This is a genomic window from Methylobacterium sp. DB0501, from assembly GCF_011043735.1.
GTDB classification, from domain to species: Bacteria; Pseudomonadota; Alphaproteobacteria; order Rhizobiales; family Beijerinckiaceae; genus Methylobacterium; species Methylobacterium alsaeris.
Genome location: NZ_JAAKGV010000006.1, coordinates 173,856 through 193,496, shown reverse-complemented (window position 1 = coordinate 193,496; position 19,641 = coordinate 173,856). Strand labels below are relative to the sequence as shown.

16 protein-coding genes and 1 pseudogene are annotated in these 19,641 nt (G+C 72.9%); 6 read left to right on the top strand and 11 right to left on the bottom strand.

What is annotated here, in order from left to right:
* The first annotated feature begins 65 nt into the window (after window positions 1-65).
* Window positions 66-977 (top strand): LysR family transcriptional regulator, encoded by a 912-nt coding sequence (locus G4G93_RS10970; RefSeq protein WP_165084061.1) that lies wholly within the window; start codon window positions 66-68, stop codon window positions 975-977.
* A 4-nt stretch (window positions 978-981) separates the two neighbouring features.
* Here the strand turns inward: G4G93_RS10970 and G4G93_RS10965 are convergent, their stop codons facing one another.
* The 7 genes from G4G93_RS10965 to G4G93_RS10935 form a co-directional block, all read right to left on the bottom strand.
* Window positions 982-2,589, bottom strand: coding sequence for an amidase (locus G4G93_RS10965; RefSeq protein ID WP_165084059.1), 1,608 nt, complete (start codon window positions 2,587-2,589; stop codon window positions 982-984).
* Window positions 2,586-3,668, bottom strand: a complete 1,083-nt coding sequence (rutA, locus tag G4G93_RS10960; RefSeq protein ID WP_165084057.1) for a pyrimidine utilization protein A — start codon at window positions 3,666-3,668, stop codon at window positions 2,586-2,588. Before rutA ends, G4G93_RS10965 begins: the two co-directional genes overlap by 4 nt.
* Window positions 3,669-3,945: 277 nt before the next feature.
* The gene (locus tag G4G93_RS10955; RefSeq protein ID WP_165084055.1) at window positions 3,946-4,746 is read right to left on the bottom strand and encodes an ABC transporter permease; all 801 of its coding nucleotides are present in this window, start codon (window positions 4,744-4,746) and stop codon (window positions 3,946-3,948) included.
* Window positions 4,747-4,762: 16 nt separating this feature from the next.
* Window positions 4,763-5,686: an ABC transporter permease gene (locus tag G4G93_RS10950; RefSeq protein WP_165084053.1), complete on the bottom strand. Its 924-nt coding sequence runs from the start codon at window positions 5,684-5,686 to the stop codon at window positions 4,763-4,765.
* Complete coding sequence (locus tag G4G93_RS10945) at window positions 5,683-6,780, bottom strand: ABC transporter ATP-binding protein (RefSeq protein WP_312891883.1); 1,098 nt, start codon at window positions 6,778-6,780, stop codon at window positions 5,683-5,685. The genes G4G93_RS10950 and G4G93_RS10945 overlap by 4 nt, the downstream gene beginning before the upstream one ends.
* A 454-nt stretch (window positions 6,781-7,234) precedes the next feature.
* Entirely contained in the window at window positions 7,235-8,797 is a 1,563-nt protein-coding gene (locus G4G93_RS10940; protein WP_165084049.1) for a DHA2 family efflux MFS transporter permease subunit, read from the bottom strand.
* Between the two features lie 254 nt (window positions 8,798-9,051).
* Entirely contained in the window at window positions 9,052-10,296 is a 1,245-nt protein-coding gene (locus tag G4G93_RS10935) for an HlyD family secretion protein (protein WP_165084047.1), read from the bottom strand.
* A 199-nt stretch (window positions 10,297-10,495) separates the two neighbouring features.
* Here G4G93_RS10935 and G4G93_RS10930 point away from each other — a divergent pair, with 199 nt between their 5' ends.
* Both G4G93_RS10930 and G4G93_RS10925 read left to right on the top strand, forming a co-directional pair.
* The gene (locus tag G4G93_RS10930) at window positions 10,496-11,128 is read left to right on the top strand and encodes a TetR/AcrR family transcriptional regulator (protein ID WP_165084044.1); all 633 of its coding nucleotides are present in this window, start codon (window positions 10,496-10,498) and stop codon (window positions 11,126-11,128) included.
* 214 nt (window positions 11,129-11,342) lie between these two features.
* Window positions 11,343-11,486: pseudogene (locus G4G93_RS10925) on the top strand (amidohydrolase); the annotation flags it as partial.
* A gap of 46 nt (window positions 11,487-11,532) precedes the next feature.
* Here the strand turns inward: G4G93_RS10925 and G4G93_RS10920 are convergent.
* Entirely contained in the window at window positions 11,533-12,423 is an 891-nt protein-coding gene (locus tag G4G93_RS10920; RefSeq protein ID WP_165084042.1) for a DMT family transporter, read from the bottom strand.
* 92 nt (window positions 12,424-12,515) lie between these two features.
* Here G4G93_RS10920 and G4G93_RS10915 point away from each other — a divergent pair, with 92 nt between their 5' ends.
* On the top strand, window positions 12,516-13,991 hold the full coding sequence (locus G4G93_RS10915; protein WP_165084040.1) for a PLP-dependent aminotransferase family protein: 1,476 nt from the start codon (window positions 12,516-12,518) through the stop codon (window positions 13,989-13,991).
* Window positions 13,992-14,034: 43 nt separating this feature from the next.
* On the opposite strand, the gene G4G93_RS10910 is transcribed toward G4G93_RS10915, so the two are convergent.
* From G4G93_RS10910 to G4G93_RS10900, 3 genes are all read right to left on the bottom strand, one after another.
* Complete coding sequence (locus tag G4G93_RS10910; RefSeq protein ID WP_165084037.1) at window positions 14,035-14,751, bottom strand: 3-keto-5-aminohexanoate cleavage protein; 717 nt, start codon at window positions 14,749-14,751, stop codon at window positions 14,035-14,037.
* 113 nt (window positions 14,752-14,864) lie between these two features.
* Window positions 14,865-15,551 (bottom strand): Crp/Fnr family transcriptional regulator, encoded by a 687-nt coding sequence (locus G4G93_RS10905; protein WP_165084035.1) that lies wholly within the window; start codon window positions 15,549-15,551, stop codon window positions 14,865-14,867.
* Between the two features lie 127 nt (window positions 15,552-15,678).
* Window positions 15,679-17,010 (bottom strand): nucleotide sugar dehydrogenase, encoded by a 1,332-nt coding sequence (locus tag G4G93_RS10900; protein ID WP_165084033.1) that lies wholly within the window; start codon window positions 17,008-17,010, stop codon window positions 15,679-15,681.
* Window positions 17,011-17,132: 122 nt separating this feature from the next.
* On the opposite strand from G4G93_RS10900, the gene G4G93_RS10895 reads away from it, so the two are divergent.
* Window positions 17,133-19,001: an ABC-F family ATP-binding cassette domain-containing protein gene (locus G4G93_RS10895; protein WP_165084024.1), complete on the top strand. Its 1,869-nt coding sequence runs from the start codon at window positions 17,133-17,135 to the stop codon at window positions 18,999-19,001.
* Window positions 18,998-19,639: a bifunctional 2-polyprenyl-6-hydroxyphenol methylase/3-demethylubiquinol 3-O-methyltransferase UbiG gene (locus G4G93_RS10890; RefSeq protein ID WP_165084022.1), complete on the top strand. Its 642-nt coding sequence runs from the start codon at window positions 18,998-19,000 to the stop codon at window positions 19,637-19,639. The genes G4G93_RS10895 and G4G93_RS10890 overlap by 4 nt, the downstream gene beginning before the upstream one ends.
* Window positions 19,640-19,641: the final 2 nt, after the last annotated feature.

Genomic DNA, 19,641 nt, shown 5'->3' with positions numbered 1-19,641 from the left:
CGGCGAAGCAAATGAGAGTTGAAACGGGGCGCATGAACCCGTTTCATGGGCTCACGATGAGTCCGATGCGGCGATTGCCTCCCTTCCCCGGCCTCGTGGCGTTCGACGCCGTGCTGCGGCACATGAGCGTGACGCTGGCCGCCGCCGAGCTCGGCCTCACCCAGAGCGCCGTGAGCCACCGCCTGCGCGGGCTCGAAGCGTATTTCGGCACGCCCCTGCTGGAGCGGCTCAATCCCGGCTTGCGGCCGACGCCGGCGGGCGAGCGCCTGGCGCGGGATGTCGCCCCGCTGCTCCGGACGCTGGCGGGCCTGCGGGAGGCGGTGCCGGTCGAGCAGGCCTCGCGGCCCTTCCGGATCGGCGTCAGCAGCGCCCTGCTCGCCTGGTGGCTCTCCCCGCGCCTCCCCGACCTCGCCGCCGCGTTTCCGGCGCTCACGATCGAGGTGACGACGTGGGAGAGCCGGCCTTGGGACGGCAAGCCGGGCTCGATGCCGGGCGAGGTCGATCTGGCGCTGCTGTGGATTCCCCGCGAGACGCGAGGCGGCGGCCGGTGCGAAACGCCGTTCCCCGCCGAGACCGTCTTCCCGGTCGCCGCTCCCCTGCTCCGGCGCTCCCGTCAGGACGGCGATTGGCGCCGGCTCCCGCTGCTCGCGAAGGGGCAGGCCGCCGACGGCATCGGCAACGAATGGTCCTGGGCGACGTGGCTCGGCGACGACGGGCGGCGCCCGCCCGCGTTGCGCTTTCGCGATATCGGCGTCGCCTTGCAGGCGGCGCAGGAGGGCAACGGCATCGTCCTCGCCCGCTCGCTCTTCGTTGCCGACGCGCTCCGGCGGCGTCGGCTGACCCGGCTGGTGCGGCGGGCCGAGATGCGGCCCTCCTCGAAGATCCAGGTGGCGCGCTGGAGCAGCCGGGCCGATCCGGTCGCCCCCGCGATGGCGGCGTGGCTCGTCGCGGCGGCGGAAACGACCCTCAGACGATGAGCCGTCACCCCGCCTCCGGCGGCACCCCGAGGTGATGCGCCGTCTCGCGCTGAAAAGCCGCCCCCACGCCCAGGCACAGGGCGTCGTAGGGCTTGCCCACCACCTGCGCGGCGACCGGGAGCCCGGTGCGGCCGCGCCCGGTCGGCAGCATCAGGGCGGGGAGGCCCGTGTAGTCGAACAGCATGGTGTTGCGTGGCAGCACCGCCTGGAGCGGGTGGGCCGTGCCGTCGACCTCCACCGTGAGGCTGTCGAGGGACGGCGCCTCGGCCCCGAGGCCCGGGGTCACCAGCACGTCGACACCGCCAAGCGCGTCGAGGACCTGGGCCAGCACCAGGGGCCGGCGGCGCAGGGCGCGCAGGTAGTCGGTGGCGCTGAAGTGCCGGCCCTGGTCCATCCGGGCGCGGGTGCCGGGATCGAGGGCGGCGGCGCGGTCGAGGTCGGGCTCCTGCAGGGAGGCCAGTTCCGCCATCACGATCGTGTAGCCGTCCTGGTGCGCGGTCGCGACCGGCCCGAGATCGACCGGCACGAGGCGTGCCCCGCCGCGTTCCAGCACCGTCAGCATCGCCTGCCAGGCGGCGAGGACCGCCGCATCCTGCATCGCCGTGAACCAGCCCTCCGCCACGCCGACCCGCAGGCCGGCGAGGCCCCGCGCGCGGGAGGCGTCGTAGCGGCCGGCGTCGTAGCGGCCCGCGGCGTGGGGGTCGGTGCCGTCGGGGCCGGCGATCCAGGGCATCACCCGGGCGAGGTCGTCGGCCGAGCGGGCCATCGGGCCGACATGGTCGAGGGTCCAGGACAGGGGCGCGACGCCGGTGCGCGGCACCAGCCCGCGGGTCGGCTTGAGGCCGGTGATGCCGCACCAGGCCGCCGGCACCCGGATCGAGCCGCCGGTATCGGTGCCGAGCGCCAGCGGCATCAGCCGGGCGGCGAGCGCCGCCCCGGAGCCGGTGGAGGAGCCGCCGGTCCAGCGCGCCCGGTTCCACGGATTGCCCACCGCGCCGTAGCGCGGGTTGTGGGCCGAGCCGCAGGCGAATTCGGTGGTGGCGAGCATCGCCAGGGGGATGGCGCCCGCCGCCCGCAGGCGCGCCACCACGGTCGCGTCGGTCTCGGCCACCCGGTCGCCGGTGAGGCGCGAGCCGCAGGTCACGGGCGCGCCGGCGCAGTCGACGATGTCCTTGATGCCGAAGGGGATCCCCTCGAGGGGCCGGGCCGCGCCCTCCCGGATCCGCCGGGCGCTCTCCCGTGCGGCGTTTTCCGCGCCCGGCACCGGGGCCAGCACCGCGTCGCGGCCGGAGGGGTGGCGGGCGATGCGGTCCCGGAGCGCCGCGACGACGGCCACCGGATCGGTCGCGCCCGCCGCGTAGGCGGCCTGGAGGGCGCCGATCCCGAGGCCGTGCAGCGGCCCGTCCTCGACCGGCGGCAAGGGGGGCGCACTGGGCGGCGCGATGGGCGCCGGCGCCCCGGTCGCGTCGGCGGCCTCCCGCAGGCGCCGCTCGGCCCAGGCCGGCTCGGGGGCGTCGCGCTCCCACGCCGAGGGCAGGTCCCGGGCCGGGGCGGCCTCCGCGACCGTGCCGGCCAGGATGGTGCGGGCGATGAGCGCGTCGGAGACCGTCACGCGGCGATCCCCGGACGGTCCCGCCGGCAGGCCATCAGCGGCTGGATCCGGGTGCCGAAGGCGTCGAGGCCGGTCAGAAAGTCGTCGAAGGTCAGCATGATTCCCCTCACTCCCGGCACCGTGGCCGCCTCGTCGAGCATCCGCGCCACCTTGGCGTAGGACCCGACCAGCGTGCCCATGTTGAAGTTCACCGCGCCCTCGGGAAGATTCATCCAGGTGGCGGTCGAATCGGCCGAGGCGTTCCTGTCCTGTATACTCTGGTCGAGCATCCAGGCCAGAGCCGCGACGTCGGCGCCCTGGCGGTAGGCCATCCAGCGCGCCTCCGCCGCCGCGTCGGTCTCGTCGGCGATCACCATCATCAGCACGGTGGAGCCGACGTCGCGCCCGGTCTTCGCCGTCGCCTCGATCAGCCGGGCGCAGGTCGGCGCGCAGGCCGTCGGCGTGTTGAGGCCGCTGCCGAGGACGAAGTTGTAATCGGCGCAACGCGCGGCGAATTCCATGCCGCGCCCGCTCTGGCCGGCGGCGACGATCGGGATCGGGCCGGACGGCTGCGGCTTCATCATGCAGCCCTCCATCCGGAAATGCTCGCCCTGGAAGTCGGAGCGGCCGGTCTCCCACAGCTCCTTCATCACCCGGACGTATTCGGTGGCGTAATCGTAGCGGTAGCCGAAATACTCGTCGCCGGGCCACAGGCCCATCTGGTCGTATTCCGCCTTCTGCCAGCCCGAGACGATGTTCACCCCGAAGCGGCCGGGGGCGATCGAATCGATCGTGGTCGCCATCCGGGCGACGAGGGCCGGCGGCAGGGTCAGCACCGCGGTCGAGGCGAAGAGCCTGATCCGCTCGGTCACCGCCGCGAGGCCGGACATCAGGGTGAAGGATTCGAGGTTGTAGTCCCAGAACTCGGTCTTGCCGCCGAAGCCGTGCAGCTTGATCATCGAGAGGGCGAAATCGAGCCCGTACCCCTCCGCCTTCTGCACGATCGCCTTGTTGAGGGAAAAGCTCGGCTTGTACTGCGGGGCCGTCTCCGAGATCAGCCAGCCGTTGTTGCCGATCGGGATGAACACGCCGACATCCATGCGCGAAGCTCCGGGTTCCGGTGGGCGGCGGAGGGCCGTCCGGAGGGGCTTTGCAGGATCGGGGCCGTTTTTCGGCGGGTGCGGCCGGCCTCCCGTACCGCCACGGCGATCCGGTCCCGCTCCGCCCCGGATTGCGCCGTCGCGACCGGCGGAGCGGCCCGGTCCCGGCAGGCCGGACTCGCCTCGCGACCGTCTGCGCACCGCATGGAAGCGCCCCGTTGCTTGTCTCGGCCAATCATCCCTTGACCAATCATCTCTTGGCCCGCGATCGAGTCCGTCATGGCGTCGTCTCCCGTCGCCTGACGCCCCGCCGCGCCGTCAGCACGGAGGCCGCCAGCACCGCCCCGCTCACCGCCCCGATCAGGATCGTCGAGATCGCGTTGATCTCCGGCGTCACGCCGAGGCGGACCTGGCTGTAGAGGCGCATCGGCAGGGTGGTGGCGCCCGGCCCCGAGACGAAGCTCGCGATGACGAGGTCGTCCATCGACAGGGTGAAGGCGAGGAGGAAGCCGGCGATCACCGCCGGGGCGATCAGCGGCAGGGTCACGGTGCGGAACACCGTGACCGGCGCGGCGCCGAGATCGGCGGCGGCCTCGAGCAGGGAGCGGTCGAGATCGCGCAGGCGGGCCTGCACCACCACGGCGACGAAGCAGAGCGTGAAGGTCGCGTGGGCGATCACGATGGTCCAGAAGCCGCGCGGGATCCCGAGGCCCACGAAGAGCAGCAGCAGCGACAGGCCGGTGATCACCTCCGGCATCACCATCGGGGCGTAGACCAGCCCGGTGAGGAGCGGCCGGCCGGGAACGCGCCGGCGCCCGTCCAGCGCCAGCGCCGCCAGCGTGCCGAGAACGGTCGCGAGGCCGGCCGAGGCGAGCGCGACCTTGAGGGTCACGAGGGCGGATTCGACGAGCGGGCCGTTATCGAGGAGCCCGGCATACCACCGCGTCGAGAACCCGGCCCAGACCGTGACCAGCCGCGAGGCGTTGAACGAGTAGACGACGAGCAGCAGGATCGGCCCGTACAGGAAGGCGAATCCCACGCCCAAGGCGGCCCAGGCGAGCGGATGGGCGCGGTGCATCTCGAGGGCGCTCCGTCTAGGGCCTCTCCAGGCGGCGCGCTTCCGCCTCGCGGAAGAGCACCACCGGGCCGGCGACGATCACCAGCAGCACCACCGCCACGGCAGAGGCCAGCGGCCAGTCGCGGTTGGAGAAGAACTCGCTCCACAGGACGCGCCCGAGCATCAGCGTGTCGGGCCCGCCGAGCAGGTCCGGGATGATGAACTCGCCGGTGATCGGGATGAAGCACAGCAGCGCGCCCGCGACGAGGCCGGGCAGCGACAGCGGCAGGGTCACGGTGCGGAAGGCGGTGAGCCGGCTCGCCCCGAGGTCGCGGGCGGCCTCGATCAGCCCGCGGTCGAGGCGCTCCAGCACCGCGTAGAGCGGCAGCACCATGAACGGCAGGTAGGCGTAGACCACCCCGATCATCACCGCCGCCGGGGTGTTGAGGATCTCGATCGGTCTCGATGCCAGCCCGAGCGCCAGGAGCGCCTGGTTGAGGAGCCCGTCGGCCTTCAGGATCGCGATCCAGGCATAGACCCGGATCAGGAAGCTGGTCCAGAACGGGATCACCATCAGGGCGACGAGGAGCGGCCGCCAGGCCTTCGGCGCCCGCGCCATGGCGTAGGCGATCGGGTACCCGACGAGGATCAGGAGCACGGTGGCGCCGAACGCCACCGCGAGCGAGGTCAGGCCCGCTTCGAGATAGAGCGGGTCGGCGATCAGCGTGCGGTAGTTCTCGAAGTCGAGGGCGGCGAAGACGTCGGCCCAGCCGGCGAGCCCCGCATCCCAATCGAGCACCGGGGTATAGGGCGGCAGCGCCGTCGCCGGGTCCGACAGGCTGATCTTGACGACCACCAGGAACGGCAGGCCGAAGAAGGCCAGGAGCCACAGGAGCGGCACCGCCGGGAGGGCGAGGCGCCGCACGCTCGCGCGCAGTCGCCCGCTCGTGCGCCCGCTCATGCGGCCTCCGCCGGCAGCAGCGAGGCGGTGTCGGGCGTGAAGGCGAGGTGGACCGGGGCGCCGACGCCCGGACCCGCGCCGGGGGCGGCGGCGGCGCGCAGCACCCGCCCATCCGCCATCCCGACCCGGTAGAGGATCTTGTCCCCGAGATAGGTCGCGTCGAGGAGCGTGCCCGCAAGCCCCTCGTTCCCGCCCTCCCCGGCCAGCGTCAGCCGCTCCGGCCTGAGCGCCAGGAGGCCCGGCGCCCCCGCGGGCCCGGCGCCGTGATGGTCGAAGGCGCTCAAGCGGCCGAGCGGCGTGTCGAGGCCGCGCAGGCCCCCGGCCCCGCCCTCCCCGAGCCGGCCCTCGATCAGGTTCACGTCGCCGAGGAGGCCGGCGACGTAGCGCGTCGCCGGGCGCTCGTAGAGCTCGGCCGCCGATCCGAGCTGGACCAGCCGGCCCGCCGCCATCACGCCGATCCGGTCGGCGAGCACCATCGCCTCGGCGGGATCGTGGGTGACGACCACGAAGGTGGTGCCGAGCCGGCGCTGCAGCGCCCGCAGCTCTCCTTGCGTCTCCTCGCGCAAGGCGCGGTCGAGGGCGCCGAGGGGCTCGTCGAGGAGCAGCACTCGCGGCCTCCTGGCGAGCGCCCGGGCGAGCGCCACCCGCTGGCGCTGGCCGCCGGAGAGCTGGTCGGGCCGGCGGGCGCTCAGGCGGTCGAGCTGGACCAGGCGCAGCATCTCGGCGACCCGGGCGGCGATCTCAGGCCGCCCCAAGCCCTCCCGCTCCAGCCCGTAGGCGACGTTCCCCGCCACGTCCTTGTGCGGAAACAGGGCGTAGGACTGGAACATCATGTTGACCGGCCGGCGATGCGGCGGCACCCCGCCGAGATCCCGCCCGTCGAGGAGGATCCGTCCGGTGCTCGGCTCCTCGAAGCCGGCGGTCAGGCGCAGCAGCGTGGACTTGCCGCAGCCCGACGGCCCGAGCAGGCAGAAGACCTGGCCGGGCGCGAGGTCGAGCTCGACGCCGTCGACGGCGAGGTGGCCGCCGAAGCGCTTCGACACCGCCTCGAAGCGGAGGCGGCCGGTGGCGGGAGAGGGAACGGGCGTCGTCACGTCGTCCGGGCGGCGTGGGCGGGAGGCCCGACATCTAGCCCGGGAAGGACCGCCGCGGGAAGGGGCGGCGCGGCCGGATCGACGCATCCGGTCGGGGCCGGCACGGCGTACCGCTCAAGGAAGCTTGCCGGGGAAACTTGCCGGGGAAACTCCTCAATGCAGACGGCAAGCTCGGCCGTGTAATCCGCTCGGACCAAGGTCCATGTCCCAGCAGCTTGCCGGCTTCCCGGCGGCGCGTGTAATGTAATCGACGACACGCGTTGATCCCGTCCGCTGCGTCCCGTGACCCGGACGGCGTCCGCATCTCCTCCCGAGACGTGTCGTAAACTTGGCGTCTCTCTCCGCCCGGGGAGGGGCGCCTTTGTTTATGGCGGCTGTCGCGTCCGTCCCGTCCGCCACCTCGGGATGAGGCCGCGGCGGAGAAGCAGGGACAGGAGAAGCGGGGACGGCGCCCTCAATGCGCGTCCGCCCCCGCCCCGCCCGGGCGCGGCCGGCGGATCATCGGCGTGGCGCAGGCCATCAGCAGGAACAGCACGGTCAGGATCAGGAACACGTCGGAGAAGCTCATCAGGAGCCCCTGCATCCGCACGGTGTTCATCATCGCCTTGAGCGCCATGGCGTCCGGGTTGCCGGCGAGCCCGGCAAAGCCCTTGGCCATGCTGTCGAGGCGTTCCAGCACCATCGGGTTGGTCCAGGTGAAGCGCTCGTGCAGGCGGGCGAGGTGGAGGTCCCAGCGGTCGTTGAGCGCGGTGTTGATGAGCGCGAGCCCGACCGCGCCGCCGAGGTTGCGGGTGAGGTTGTAGAGGCCCGACGCGTTCTTCATCCGGGCCGGCGGCAGGGTGCCGAGCGCGATGTTGTTGATCGGGATCATGCACAGCATCAGCGAGCAGCCGCGCAAAACCTGCGGCAGCAGCAGCTCGTGGAAATCCCAGTCCTTGGTGATGCCGGTGACGATCCAGGTGCCGGCGGCGAAGCCCGTGAATCCGATCGCCATCATGATCCGCGGATCGACCTTGGCCGAGAGGCGCCCGGCGATGGGAGCGGTCGCGAACATGCAGAGCCCTGAGACGAACATCGTCTCGCCGATCTGCAAGGCCGAGTAGCCGCGCACCCGGCCGAGATACACCGGGTAGAGGTAGGTCAGGCCGTAGAGGCCGATGCCCATGACGAAGCTGAACAGGCAGCCGCCAGCGAAGTTGCGGTCGGAGAAGGCACGCAGGTCCACGATCGGCTGCTCGGCGGTGAGCGCGCGCCAGAAGAAGCCGATGCAGGCGACCCCGCAGACGATCGCCGCGACGAAGATCGCCTCCTCCTGGAACCAGTCGTGGGTCGGGCCCTCCTCCAGCACGTATTCGAGACAGCCGAGGAATGCGGCCATCAGGCCGAGGCCGGCCCAGTCGAAACGCTTGAGCAGGTCGAGGTTCGGCTTGTCGAAATCGACCAGGAAGTAGGTCGAGACCGTGACGAAGATGCCCGGCACGATGTTGACGAGGAACAGCCAGCGCCAGTCGAACAGGTCGGTGAGGTAGCCGCCGACCGTCGGGCCGATGGTGGGGGCGAGCGTGGCGACGAGGCCGATCATCGGCGAGACGATGCTGCGCTTCGAGGCCGGGAAGATGGTGAAGGCCGAGGCGAACACCGTCGGGATCATGCCGCCGCCGATGAAGCCTTGGGCGGCGCGCCAGAGGATCATCTCGCCGATCGTCGACGAGGTGGCGCACATCAGGCTCATCAGGGTGAAGCCGCCGGCCGAGATCACGAACATCCAGCGGGTCGAGAGCACCCGCGACAGGGTGCCCGAGAGCGGGATCGAGATCACCTCGGCGATGAGGTAGCTCGTCTGCACCCACGGGATCTCGTCGGCCGAGGCCGAGAGGCCGGCCTGGATCTCGGCGAGGGAGGCCGAGACGATCTGGATGTCCAGGATCGCCATGAACATCCCGAACACCATGCAGATGAACGCCACCATGCGGCGGCGGTCGATCGGCGCGTCGGCGGGCGCGGGGGTCGCGGCCATGTCGGAAAGCCTGAGTGAGGGAAGGAAGCAGCGAATCTGCGAAGACGGTCCCACCCCGCAGGGTCATCCCGGGGCCGCGAAGCGGAGCCCGGGATCCAGAACCGCGGGTCGTAGAGATGAGGCGGAACGCCGCCCGCCTCGTCCTGACGGACTCGAGTGTCCGGATTCCGGGCTCCGCTCCGCGGCCCCGGAACACCGCGGTGGGTGTCGATCGGCGTTGCGCGGACCGAGCGGCCCGCGAGTCGGCTCGCGCCTCAGCGCCCCGCCGTGCGCACCGCAGGCGCCGTCCCCTCCGACACCGCCGAATGCGGCTCGATCGGGGCCGGCGGCTTGCTCTCGTCGAGGCCGCGGGTGTCGACCCGCACCACCACCGAGAGGCCCGGCCGCAGCAGGCCCTCGCGGGCGACCGCCTCCGGCACCCGCACCCGGACGGGCAGGCGCTGGACGATCTTGGTGAAGTTGCCGGTCGCGTTGTCGGGCGGCAGCAGGCTGAACACCGAGCCGGAGGCCGGCGACAGGCTCTCGACGGTGCCGAGGATGTCGCGGTCGGGCCAGGCATCGACCCGGACATGGACCGGCTGGCCGACCCGGACCCGGCCGAGCTGGGTCTCCTTGAAGTTGGCGTCGACCCGGGCGCTCTGGAGCGGCACCAGAGCGGCGATGCGCGAGCCCGGCCCGACATAGGCCCCGGCCTCCGTCGCCTTGTTGCCGATCACCCCGTCGAAGGGCGCGCGCAGGACGGTGAAGGACAGGTCGCGCTTCGCCCGGTCGACGGCGGTGCGCAGTTCGGCGGCCAGGTTCTCGGCCTCCTTCGTCTGCGCCTCCAGCACCGCGACGTTCGCCTTCAGGGCGATCAGGTTGGCCTCGGCGCCCTTCACGGTGGCGTCCGAGCGGTCGCGGTCGGCCCGCGACTGCTCCAGGCGCGACTTGGCGGCGAATTCGGATTGCGCCAGCTGCTGCTGGCGCTGGTAATCGGCGGCGGCGCGGACCTGATCGGCCTTGGCGGCGTCGATCTGGGCCTCGCCCTGGAGCACCTGGGCGCGGGCGGCCTCGGCCTGACGGGCGATGCGGGCGATGACGCTGCCCTGCGTCGCCAGCTTGTCCTCGGCGGCCTTGAGGGCCAGGCGATAGTCGCCGTCCTCGATCCGCGCGATGACGTCGCCGGCCTTGACCGCCTGGCCGTTCACCACCGGCACCGCCTCGAGGTAGCCCGAGACCTTGGCGGCCAGCGTCGAGATGTCGGCCTGGACGTAGGCGTCGTCGGTCGAGACGAAGAAGCGGCCGGTCGTCCACCATTCGTGGCCCGCATAGGCCCCGTAGGTGCCGCCGCCGAGGAGCAGCGCGAGCAGGATCAGGCGGCGCAAGGGGCGCTTGCGCTTGGCGGGCGCAGCCGCGACCGCCGGCGGGGTGGCCGACGCGGTTGCGGCCGCCTGGGGTGCGGCCTTGGCGGCCGCCTCGCCGGCGGGCCGGCCCTGCGCGTAATCGTCTCGGAACGCCATCGTCTGTCACCCGTCCTCGGGGATCGCCCCGCCACCATCCCGCGGATCGGTTGACGGCTCTCGAACGACCGCGATACTACGTTGACCGAACCGTTCGGTCAATCAGCGCTGTGTGCGGTGCACAAGGCCGGATGCAGATCCGATTGATCGCCGCCGTGGTACCCCCCACATTGGTTCCCGACCCCTCCTGGCCCCGACGATGAGCGACGCACCCGTAAGCCCTCCTCCCGCCGACACCGAGAAGCGCCGCCAGATCCTCGACGGGGCGCGCGAGGTCTTCCTCGCCAGCGGCTTCGACGGCGCCAGCATGGGGGCGATCGCCAAGGCGGCGGGCGTCTCGAAGGGCACGCTCTACGTCTATTTCGAGAGCAAGGAGGCCCTGTTCGAGGCGCTGACGATCGAGGAGAAGCGGACGCTCGCCGAGAGCATCTGCCGCCTCGACCACGACGACCCCGACATCGCCGCCGTCCTGCGCCGCCTCGGCACCAGCCTGATGGAGGCGATGGTGCGGCCCGACCACATCGCCTCGGTCCGGATGGTCATCGGCGCGGCGGAGAAGTTCCCGCGCTTCGGCCGGGCCTTCTACGAGGCGGGACCGCTGCTCGGCCGGGCCCGCCTGCGCGCCTATCTCGACGCCCAGGTCGCCGCCGGGCGCCTGCGCCCGATGGATACCGACCTCGCCGCTCGCCACTTCTTCGACCTCTGCGCCGCCACCACGATGCGCCGGCTGCTCTTCGCCGTCGGCGACCCGCCGACCGAGGCCGAGACGACCTACTGGGTGACGGAGGCCGTGCGGGTGTTCCTGGCGGCCTATGGGCCGGAGGGACGCTAATCTCGCTCGGCCCTCACCGGTTCTCGACGGTTGCTCCACCCTCGGCGGTCCCTGGATGACGTAGAGAGCGGCAGGATCGACGATCAGGCCGGCTCGTCGTGGAACGCCGCGCGGGTGAAGGCCTCGTCTCCGCCATGCCGGGCAGGCGCAGCTCGAGCACGACACCGGCCCCGCCGGTGATCGTACCACGCCCCGGACCTCCGGCCGCTCGCGTCATGCCTGCGGCCGTGACGGCCACTCGGCGATGCTGCTCGCCGCCGAGGGCGGGTTCGGCGGGACGGTCCGCTTCGTGATCCAGGCCGCCGAGGAATGGGGCCGCGGCGCCCTCGCGATGCGCGACGGCGGGTTGATGGAGCAGCGTGGTGCGGACCTTGGGCGGCGCCTGATCCGGAGGGCCGGCGGGCTCACCGCGCCCGCGACAGCCCGCTGACGACGAGCCCCGCCACGATCAGCCCGGCGGCGGCCGCCAGCGCCGGATCGATGCGCTCGCCGAGGAGCAGGGCCGCGCAGGCGATGCCGACCAGCGGCGTGGCGGTGAGGCCGAGGGCGGTGGTGACGGCCGGCAGGCTCCGGTTGACGATCCCCATCGCCCAGTACCCGAGGACGGTGCCGACGAGGCTGCTGAGGAGCAGCAGCATCACGGTCTCGCCGGTCCAGGCGAAGCGGGGCGGCCCGTCGCGCCACAGGGCGAGCCCGGTCAGGACCAGGGCTGCCACCAGGGCCTGCCAGACCAGGAGCTGGAGCGGGCCGGCGCTCCAGGGCCGCGACCGGATCAGCACGATGTTGGCCGCCCAAGCCAGGGACGCCGCCAGCACCAGGGCGCAGCCGGTCACCGTGTCGGCCCGGCCCCAGTCGAAGGCGGCCGGGTTGAGCAGGACCGCGAGACCGACCAGCCCCAGCCCGACCCCCGCGAGGCCGCTCGGCCCCAGCCGCTCGCCGAGGATCGGCGGCGCCATCAGGGCGACCCAGAACGGGGTGGTGTAGCCGAGCACGATCGCCTGGCTCGCCGGCAGGACGGCGAGGCCCGCCCCCGTCAGGGCCGAGAAGGCGACCATGTGCAGGAGCCCGGTCCCGGCGATGGCCGGAAGGTCGCCGCGGGGCGGGCGGACCAGCCGGCCCGAGGCGGAGAGAGCCGCCAGCACGGCCGCGAAGGCGATCCAGCAGCGCAGGGCGGTGGTCCAGAGCGGCGGCACCGACGCCACCAGGAGCTTGGTGAAGGACCAGTTGCAGCCCCAGGCGATGACGACGACGGCGAGGACGGCGAGGGCCTTGCAGGTCGGGAGGGGCGGGGCCATGCCGTGGGTCCTTGATCCGGGTTCCCGCTCGGCATAGGGCCTCGCTGGACCTCGTCCGAGATCCGCTTTCGCCATTTTCGAAGGACCAGCGGATGGTGGCCGTCCTCGCCGATCTGGTCGCGCTCGATCCGCGCCGCGGACCCGGCCTGTCGGCCGATCTCACCGCGCAACTGCGCGCGCTGATCGTCCGGGGCCGGCTGGCGCCCGGCGCGATGCTGCCGTCCAGCCGGCGCTTCGCGCAGGATCTCGGCGTCTCGCGCAACACCGTCATGGCGGCGTGGGACCAGCTGGCGGCGGAAGGCTACCTCGTGGTGCGGCAGGGCTGCCGCCCGGTCGTGGCGGCGCAGGACGGGCCCGCGCCAGGGTCGGTCAAGGGCGGCGTGGACCTGCCGGAAAGTCCCTCGCTCCCGCTCGCCCTCTCGACCTGGGCCGCCGCCCTGCCGGCCGCGCCGCCGGAGGCCGGGCTGCTGCCGTTCCGCACCGGATTTTCCGATGCGCGGGAATTCCCGCACGCCGCCTGGGCCCGCTGCCTGCGCGAGGCCGGCCGCCTCCCCCCGACCGACCCGCCCTTCGTCGCCAACAGCCCCGCCCTCCAGGCGGCGTTGCTCGATCATCTCGCCGCCGCCCGCGGCGTGCGGGCGGCGGCCGATCAGGTCGTGATCCTGCCGACCGCCCGCGCCGCCCTGGCGCTGGTCGCCGCGATCCTGCTCGATCCGGGCGACGAGGCCTGGATCGAGGATCCGGGCTATCCGGGATCCCGGGCCGCGCTCCGGGCGGTCCGGGCCCGCATCCGCCCGGTCCCGGTCGATGCGGGCGGCCTCACGCTCCCGGAGGACGGGGCGCGCCCGAAGCTCGTCGTCACGACCCCCTCGCACCAGTTCCCGACCGGCAGCCTGATGCCGCTCTCCCGGCGGCGCGGGCTCCTGCGCCTCGCGGCGGCGGCGGGCGCGGTTGTCGTCGAGGACGATTACGACGGGGAGTTCCACTTCGACGGCGCGCCGGTCCCCGCCCTCCAGGCCCTCGACGAGGCCGGGTGCGTCGTCTACGCGGGGACCTTCTCCAAGGCGACGCTGCCGGCGATCCGAATCGGCACCATGGTGGTGCCGCGGCCCCTCCTCGCCCCCGTGCTCGCCGCCCAGCGGCAGGTCGGCCTGTTCGCCGCCTCGCCCGTCCAGGACGCGCTCGCCCTGTTCCTCCGGCGCGGGCATTATCGCGCCCATGTGCGCCGGATGCGCCGGCTCTACCGCGAGCGGCGCGACCGGCTCGTCGCCGCCCTCCGCGAGCATTGCGCCGACCGGCTGGACGTCGCGGCCCCGGCGGGCGGGCTGCAACTCCTCGCGACCCTGCGCGACGGGAGCGACGACGTTGCGGTGGCGGCCCGCGCCACCCGATGCGGCCTCGACGTGCTGCCCCTGTCCCGGCTCTACGCAGGACCGGCCGACCGGACCGGCCTGCTCCTCGGCTTCGCGTCCTGCCGCCCGCAGGAGCTTGCCGCGGCGGCGGTGCGGCTCGCGGAGGCTTTGGGGGCGGAGGATGAGGATCTGGGTCCGGGCGGTACCGCCCTGTGAAGGGCATCCACCGCTCTCGAGCCGATACGCCGTTCGATGCGGATCAGGATCGGCGAAGCATCCGGACGGCCGAGGCGACGAGCGCCACGTTGTCCGGCGCCACGGATCCATCGGGACAATGCCGGCCATCCTCGAGCCCGACGCGCGTCGACCAGCGCCGCGCGAAGGCAAGCTCCGCGAGGGGCCAGACGGTCGCGTCGAAGCCGTGGAGCAGGATCGGACGGCGCGCATCGCCCCGCGCCAGGATCGATGCGATGTCCTCGACCATTGCGTGAGCCGCCCGGAGGTCCTGCTCGTCGATCTCGATCAGGAGGCGAAGCACGCGGTGGCGCCCCGGCAGGGTCAGGAACCGGCGGGCATCCGCAGCCGTCGCCAGGCCGGCCTCGACCCGGACGCCGATGCGGTCCAGCGCGTCCATCACCGCGGGGGCATCCCGCTCCGAGAGGTTGACCGAGGCGTAATCGGGACGCTCCCGCCACGTCGCGATGCAGCGGCGGGTCTCGTCCTCCGACCCCTCGATCCACGCTCCGGTCGACACTCCGACGAGCGTCCCGGGGCAGGCGAGGCGCAGGGCCGCGATGGTTTCGTCGACGGCCGCGAGGCTCTCGCGACCGTCGGCCGCGCGGGGATGGACGTGCAACTCGGCGGCGCCCGCGGCGACGCAGGCGGCCCCCTGCCGCGCCATGTCGTCCGGCGTGACGGGAAGTCCCGGATGGTAGCTCCGGGGCCGCGCACCGTTCAGGCAGGCCTGCACGATCATGCCCCTCTCCGCCGCGAGGCGCCTGCCCGATCCCGATTCAGGTCTGCAGCGGGTCTGGCGAGCATCATCGCCGTGAGCTTTTCCTCAGGTCAAGCCGACCGGTCCGCGGCGCCTCACGAATCCTCCCGCAGCGCCTCCGCCACCCTGGCCTCCAGAATGTCCGGCCGGCGCAGGATCAGCGCGCCGCGGGTGCGGTCGACCAGGCCTTCCTGGGCCATCACGGTGAATTCCCGCGTCACCTGCTCGCGGCGGCAGCCGATGCGGGCGGCGAGCACGTGGTGGTAGGGCGGCGGGCTCACGGCGCGCTCGCCCTCGGTGCCGGGCCGCGGCGCCGAGAGGCGCAAGAGCTCGGCGTAGAGGCGGTGGCGCAGGTCGAGGACCGCGTGCTCCATCAGCCGGGCGTTGAGCATCCGCACCCGCTTGGCGAGCAGCCGCAGCAGCCGGTCGGCGATCGGGGGGGCAGCGAAGACGATCCCGCGGAAGACGGCGGCCGGCACCACGCAGAGCTCGCCGCGGGTCAGCGCCGTGACGTTGGCCGAGCGGCTGACCCCGTCGATGGCGGCCAGCTCGCCGAAGAACTCGCCGGCCCGCATCTCGCCCAGGATCACCTCCTTGCCGGATTGCGTCCGGTTGAGGATTCGCACCTCGCCGGAGGCGAGCAGGTAGACGTCGGTCGAGGCGTCGTCGAAATCGACCAGGATCTCGTTGGCGTCGAACCGGCGCCAGATGCAGCGCGATTCGTAGGAGGTCAGGTCGACGCCCGCATCCTTGAAGAAGGGAAACCCTGCGAGCCGACCCATCTGCTGCCCTCGACCCCCGCGCGCGCGGCGTTGCCCCGCGTTCTTAGCCCGGCGCGGCCGCGCTCGCCAAGGCACGGACGGGCTTGCATCGGGGTCATGTACCGGAAAGCCCGCGGTTTTTCCGGCTTTACGCCTTCACGATCGTCGCACCCGTTAGTCCATGCCGCGCCATGACGTTGCGGGTGTCGACGACGAGCCGGGCTTCGCGCGCCACCAGCCCGTAATCGACGCCGTCGTGATCGGTGGCGATCAGCACCGCGTCGACGGCGCGCAGGGTCTCGGCCGTCAGGGGCTCCGAGCGCCGCCCGGCCAGCTCCGGATGCTCGCGGGTCGCCGGCAGCACCGGCACCAGGGGGTCGTGGTAGAGCGCCCTCGCCCCCCGCGCCTCGATCAGCCGGATCAGCTTGAGGGCCGGGCTCTCGCGGGTATCCTCGACGTTGCGCTTGTAGGCCAGCCCCAGGACCAGCACCGTCGCGCCCGAGAAGGCCCGGCCCGTGCGGTCCACCGCCGCCGCCAGGCGCTCGACCACGTGGTAGGGCATCCGCGTATTGACCTCGCCGGCCAGCTCCACGAACCGGGCCGGCACGTCGAATTCCCGCGCCTTCCAGGCGAGGTAGAACGGATCGATCGGGATGCAGTGGCCCCCGAGACCCGGCCCGGGCTGGAACGGCATGAAGCCGAAGGGCTTGGTGGCCGCCGCCTGGATCACCTCCCAGACGTCGATCCCCATCGCGTCGTAGACGAGCTTCAGTTCGTTCACGAGGGCGATGTTGACCGACCGGAAGATGTTCTCCGTGAGCTTCACGGCCTCCGCCGCGGCCGCCGACGAGACCGGGACGGTGCGCACCACCAGGGCACCGTAGAGCGCCTCCGCCAGCGCGCGGGCGGCGTCGTCGTCCGCCCCCACCACCTTGGGGATGCGGGCGGTGTCGAACTGGTCGTTGCCCGGATCCTCGCGCTCCGGCGAGTAGGCGAGGAAGAAATCGGTGCCCGAGCGCAGGCCGCCGGCTTCGAGGATCGGCCGCATCACCTCGTCGGTGGTGCCCGGATAGGTGGTCGATTCGAGCACCACGAGCTGGCCCGGCCGCAGCACGGCCGCGATGGCGCGCGCCGTCGCCTCGACGTAGGACAGGTCGGGCTCGCGGTGGCGGGTGAGCGGCGTCGGCACGCAGATCAGCACCGCGTCGGGCTCGGACAAGCGCGCCATGTCGCCGGTGGCCGCGAAGGTGCCGGCCGCGAGCGCGTCGCTCAAGGGCTCGCCCGGGATGTGGTGGAACGTCCCCTCGCCCCGGTTGAGCGCCGCGACGCGGCCCGGATCGACGTCGAAGCCGAGCACCGGGAATCCGGCCCGGAGCGCGGCCAGCGCCAGCGGCAACCCGACATAGCCGAGGCCGACGATGCCGATCAGGGCGCGGCGCCCGGAGAGGAGCGCGCTCAAGGTCTCGGAGGGGAGCGTCATCGCGGGTCCGGGCTCGGGCATCATGGTTTCGCTTACACGGTGCGGGGGGCGGCGCTGTCAACACGGGCGCCGCTTGCCTTTCCGCCCTTGCCTCCGGTGCCCGCCGCCCCCACAACGCCGCCATGCTCCGCGTGAACGACCTCACCTACCGGATCGGCGACCGCCTGATCCTCGACCAAGCCGGCTTCGCCCTGCCCGAGCGGGCGCGGGTCGGGATCGTCGGGCGCAACGGCGCCGGCAAGACCACCCTGTTCCGGATCATCCAGGGCGAGATCCCCACGGAGGGCGGCACGATCGGCCTGCCGAAGGGCACGCGGATCGGCGGCGTGGCGCAGGAGGCGCCGGCCGGCCCCGAGACCCTGCACGCGGTGGTGCTCGCCGCCGACACCGAGCGCACGCGCCTCATGGAGGAGGCCGAGACCGCCGACGGCTTGCGCCGGGCCGAGATCGAGACGCGGCTCGTCGACATCGACGCCCATTCGGCCCCCGCCCGGGCCGCCGCGATCCTGCACGGCCTCGGCTTCGACGCGGAGGCGCAGGGGAGGCCCTGCTCCGACTTCTCCGGCGGCTGGCGGATGCGGGTGGCCCTCGCCGCCGTGCTGTTCTCCGAGCCGGACCTGCTGCTGCTCGACGAGCCGACCAACTACCTCGACATCGAGGGCACGCTCTGGCTCTACGACTATCTGGAGCGCTATCCCCGCACCGCGCTGATCATCAGCCACGACCGGGATCTCCTCGACACCTCGGTCGACCACATCCTCCACCTCGATCGCGGCAAGACCACGCTCTACCGCGGCGGCTACACCTCGTTTGCCCGCCAGCTCGCCGAGAAGCGCATGCTCCAGGCCAAGGCGCGGGTGAAGCAGGAGGCCGAGCGCGCCCATCTCCAGAGCTTCGTCGACCGCTTCAAGGCCAAGGCGACCAAGGCGCGCCAGGCCCAGTCGCGGATGAAGCGGCTGGCCAAGATGGAGCCGATCGCGGCCTTGATCGAGGACGACGTGCCGGTGATCCACCTGCCGAGCCCGGAGCGCGCCCTCTCCCCGCCGCTGGTCGCGATGGAGCGGGTCCAGGCCGGCTATCCCGACCGCACGGTGCTGACGGGCCTCAACCTGACGCTCGCCCCCGACGACCGGGTGGCGCTGCTCGGCGCCAACGGCAACGGCAAGTCGACCTTCTGCAAGCTCATCGGCGGGCGGCTGGAGCCTCTCTCCGGCGAGGTGCGGCGCTGGGGCAAGATGAACGTCGCCTATTTCGCCCAGCACCAGCTCGACGAGCTGCGCCCGGCCGAGAGCGCCTACGCCCATGTCCGCGAGCTGATGCCGGACGTGCCCGAAGCCAAGGCCCGCGCGGCGGCGGCCCGCCTCGGATTCCCCGGCCACAAGGCCGATACGCCGGTCTCGCAGCTTTCCGGCGGCGAGAAGGCACGGCTCCTGATGGGGCTCGCCGCCTTCAACGGCCCCCACCTCCTGATCCTCGACGAGCCGACCAACCACCTCGACATCGAGAGCCGCCAGGCCCTCGTCGAGGCGATCAACGACTACGAGGGCGCGGTGATCCTGGTGAGCCACGACCGCTTCCTGGTCGAGGCCTGCGCCGACCGGCTCTGGCTCGTGCGCAACGGCACCGTGAAGCCCTTCGACGGCGACATGGACGATTACCGCCGCCTGGTGCTGGCCGGCCCGGAGACGGACACCGCGAAGACGCCGGAATCGACCGGCGGCGCGAAGGCGGTGGAGCGCCGCTCCAATGCCGAGCGCCGGGCGGCCCTGGCGCCGTTGCGCCGCAAGCTCGAGGCGGTCGAGGCGCGGATGGCGAAGCTCTCCGCCGCCATCGCCAAGATCGACGCCGCGCTCGCCGACGGCACCGCCTTCCGCACCGACGCCGCCAAGGCCGGCGAGCTCGCCCGCATGCGGGCCGAGGCCGCCTCGGCTCTGGGAACCGCCGAGGAGGAGTGGCTGGAGGTGAGCGGGGAACTGGAGGCGGAGGCGTGACGGACGGCAGCCCTCTCCCCGGCACCGCCGGCTACGCCGCCGAGGCCGAGGCGCTGGTCTCGCGCTACGAGAGCATCGCCTTCTCGGACATCCATGCGGCGATCCTGCCGCTGCTGCCGGCACCGCCGGCCCATGTCCTCGATATCGGCGCCGGGACCGGGCGCGACGCGGCCGGCTTCGCCGCCCTCGGCTACCGGGTGACGGCCGTCGAGCCGACACCCGAGCTGCGCCGGCAGGCGGCCGTCCTGCACCCGTCCCCGCTGATCGCGTGGCTGGATGACGGCCTGCCGGACCTCGCCGCCCTCGCCGACGCCTTCGACGTCGTGATGCTCACCGCCGTCTGGATGCATCTCGACGAGGCCGAGCGGCGGCGTGCCATGTCGCGCCTCGCCGCCCTGGTGCGGATCGGGGGCGTGATGGCGCTGTCGCTGCGCCACGGCCCGGTGCCGCCGGGGCGCCGGATGTTCGACGTGTCCGCGTCCGAGACGATCGACCTCGCCCGCGAGCACGGCCTGCGCTGCCTCCTGTGCCGGACGGACGAGGATGCCCAGCTCCGCCGGCCCGGCGTGACCTGGGACCGGGTCGCCTTCGTCAGGGACGAGGCGCAGGGGCTTCACGCGCCCGGGACGATCGCATAGGG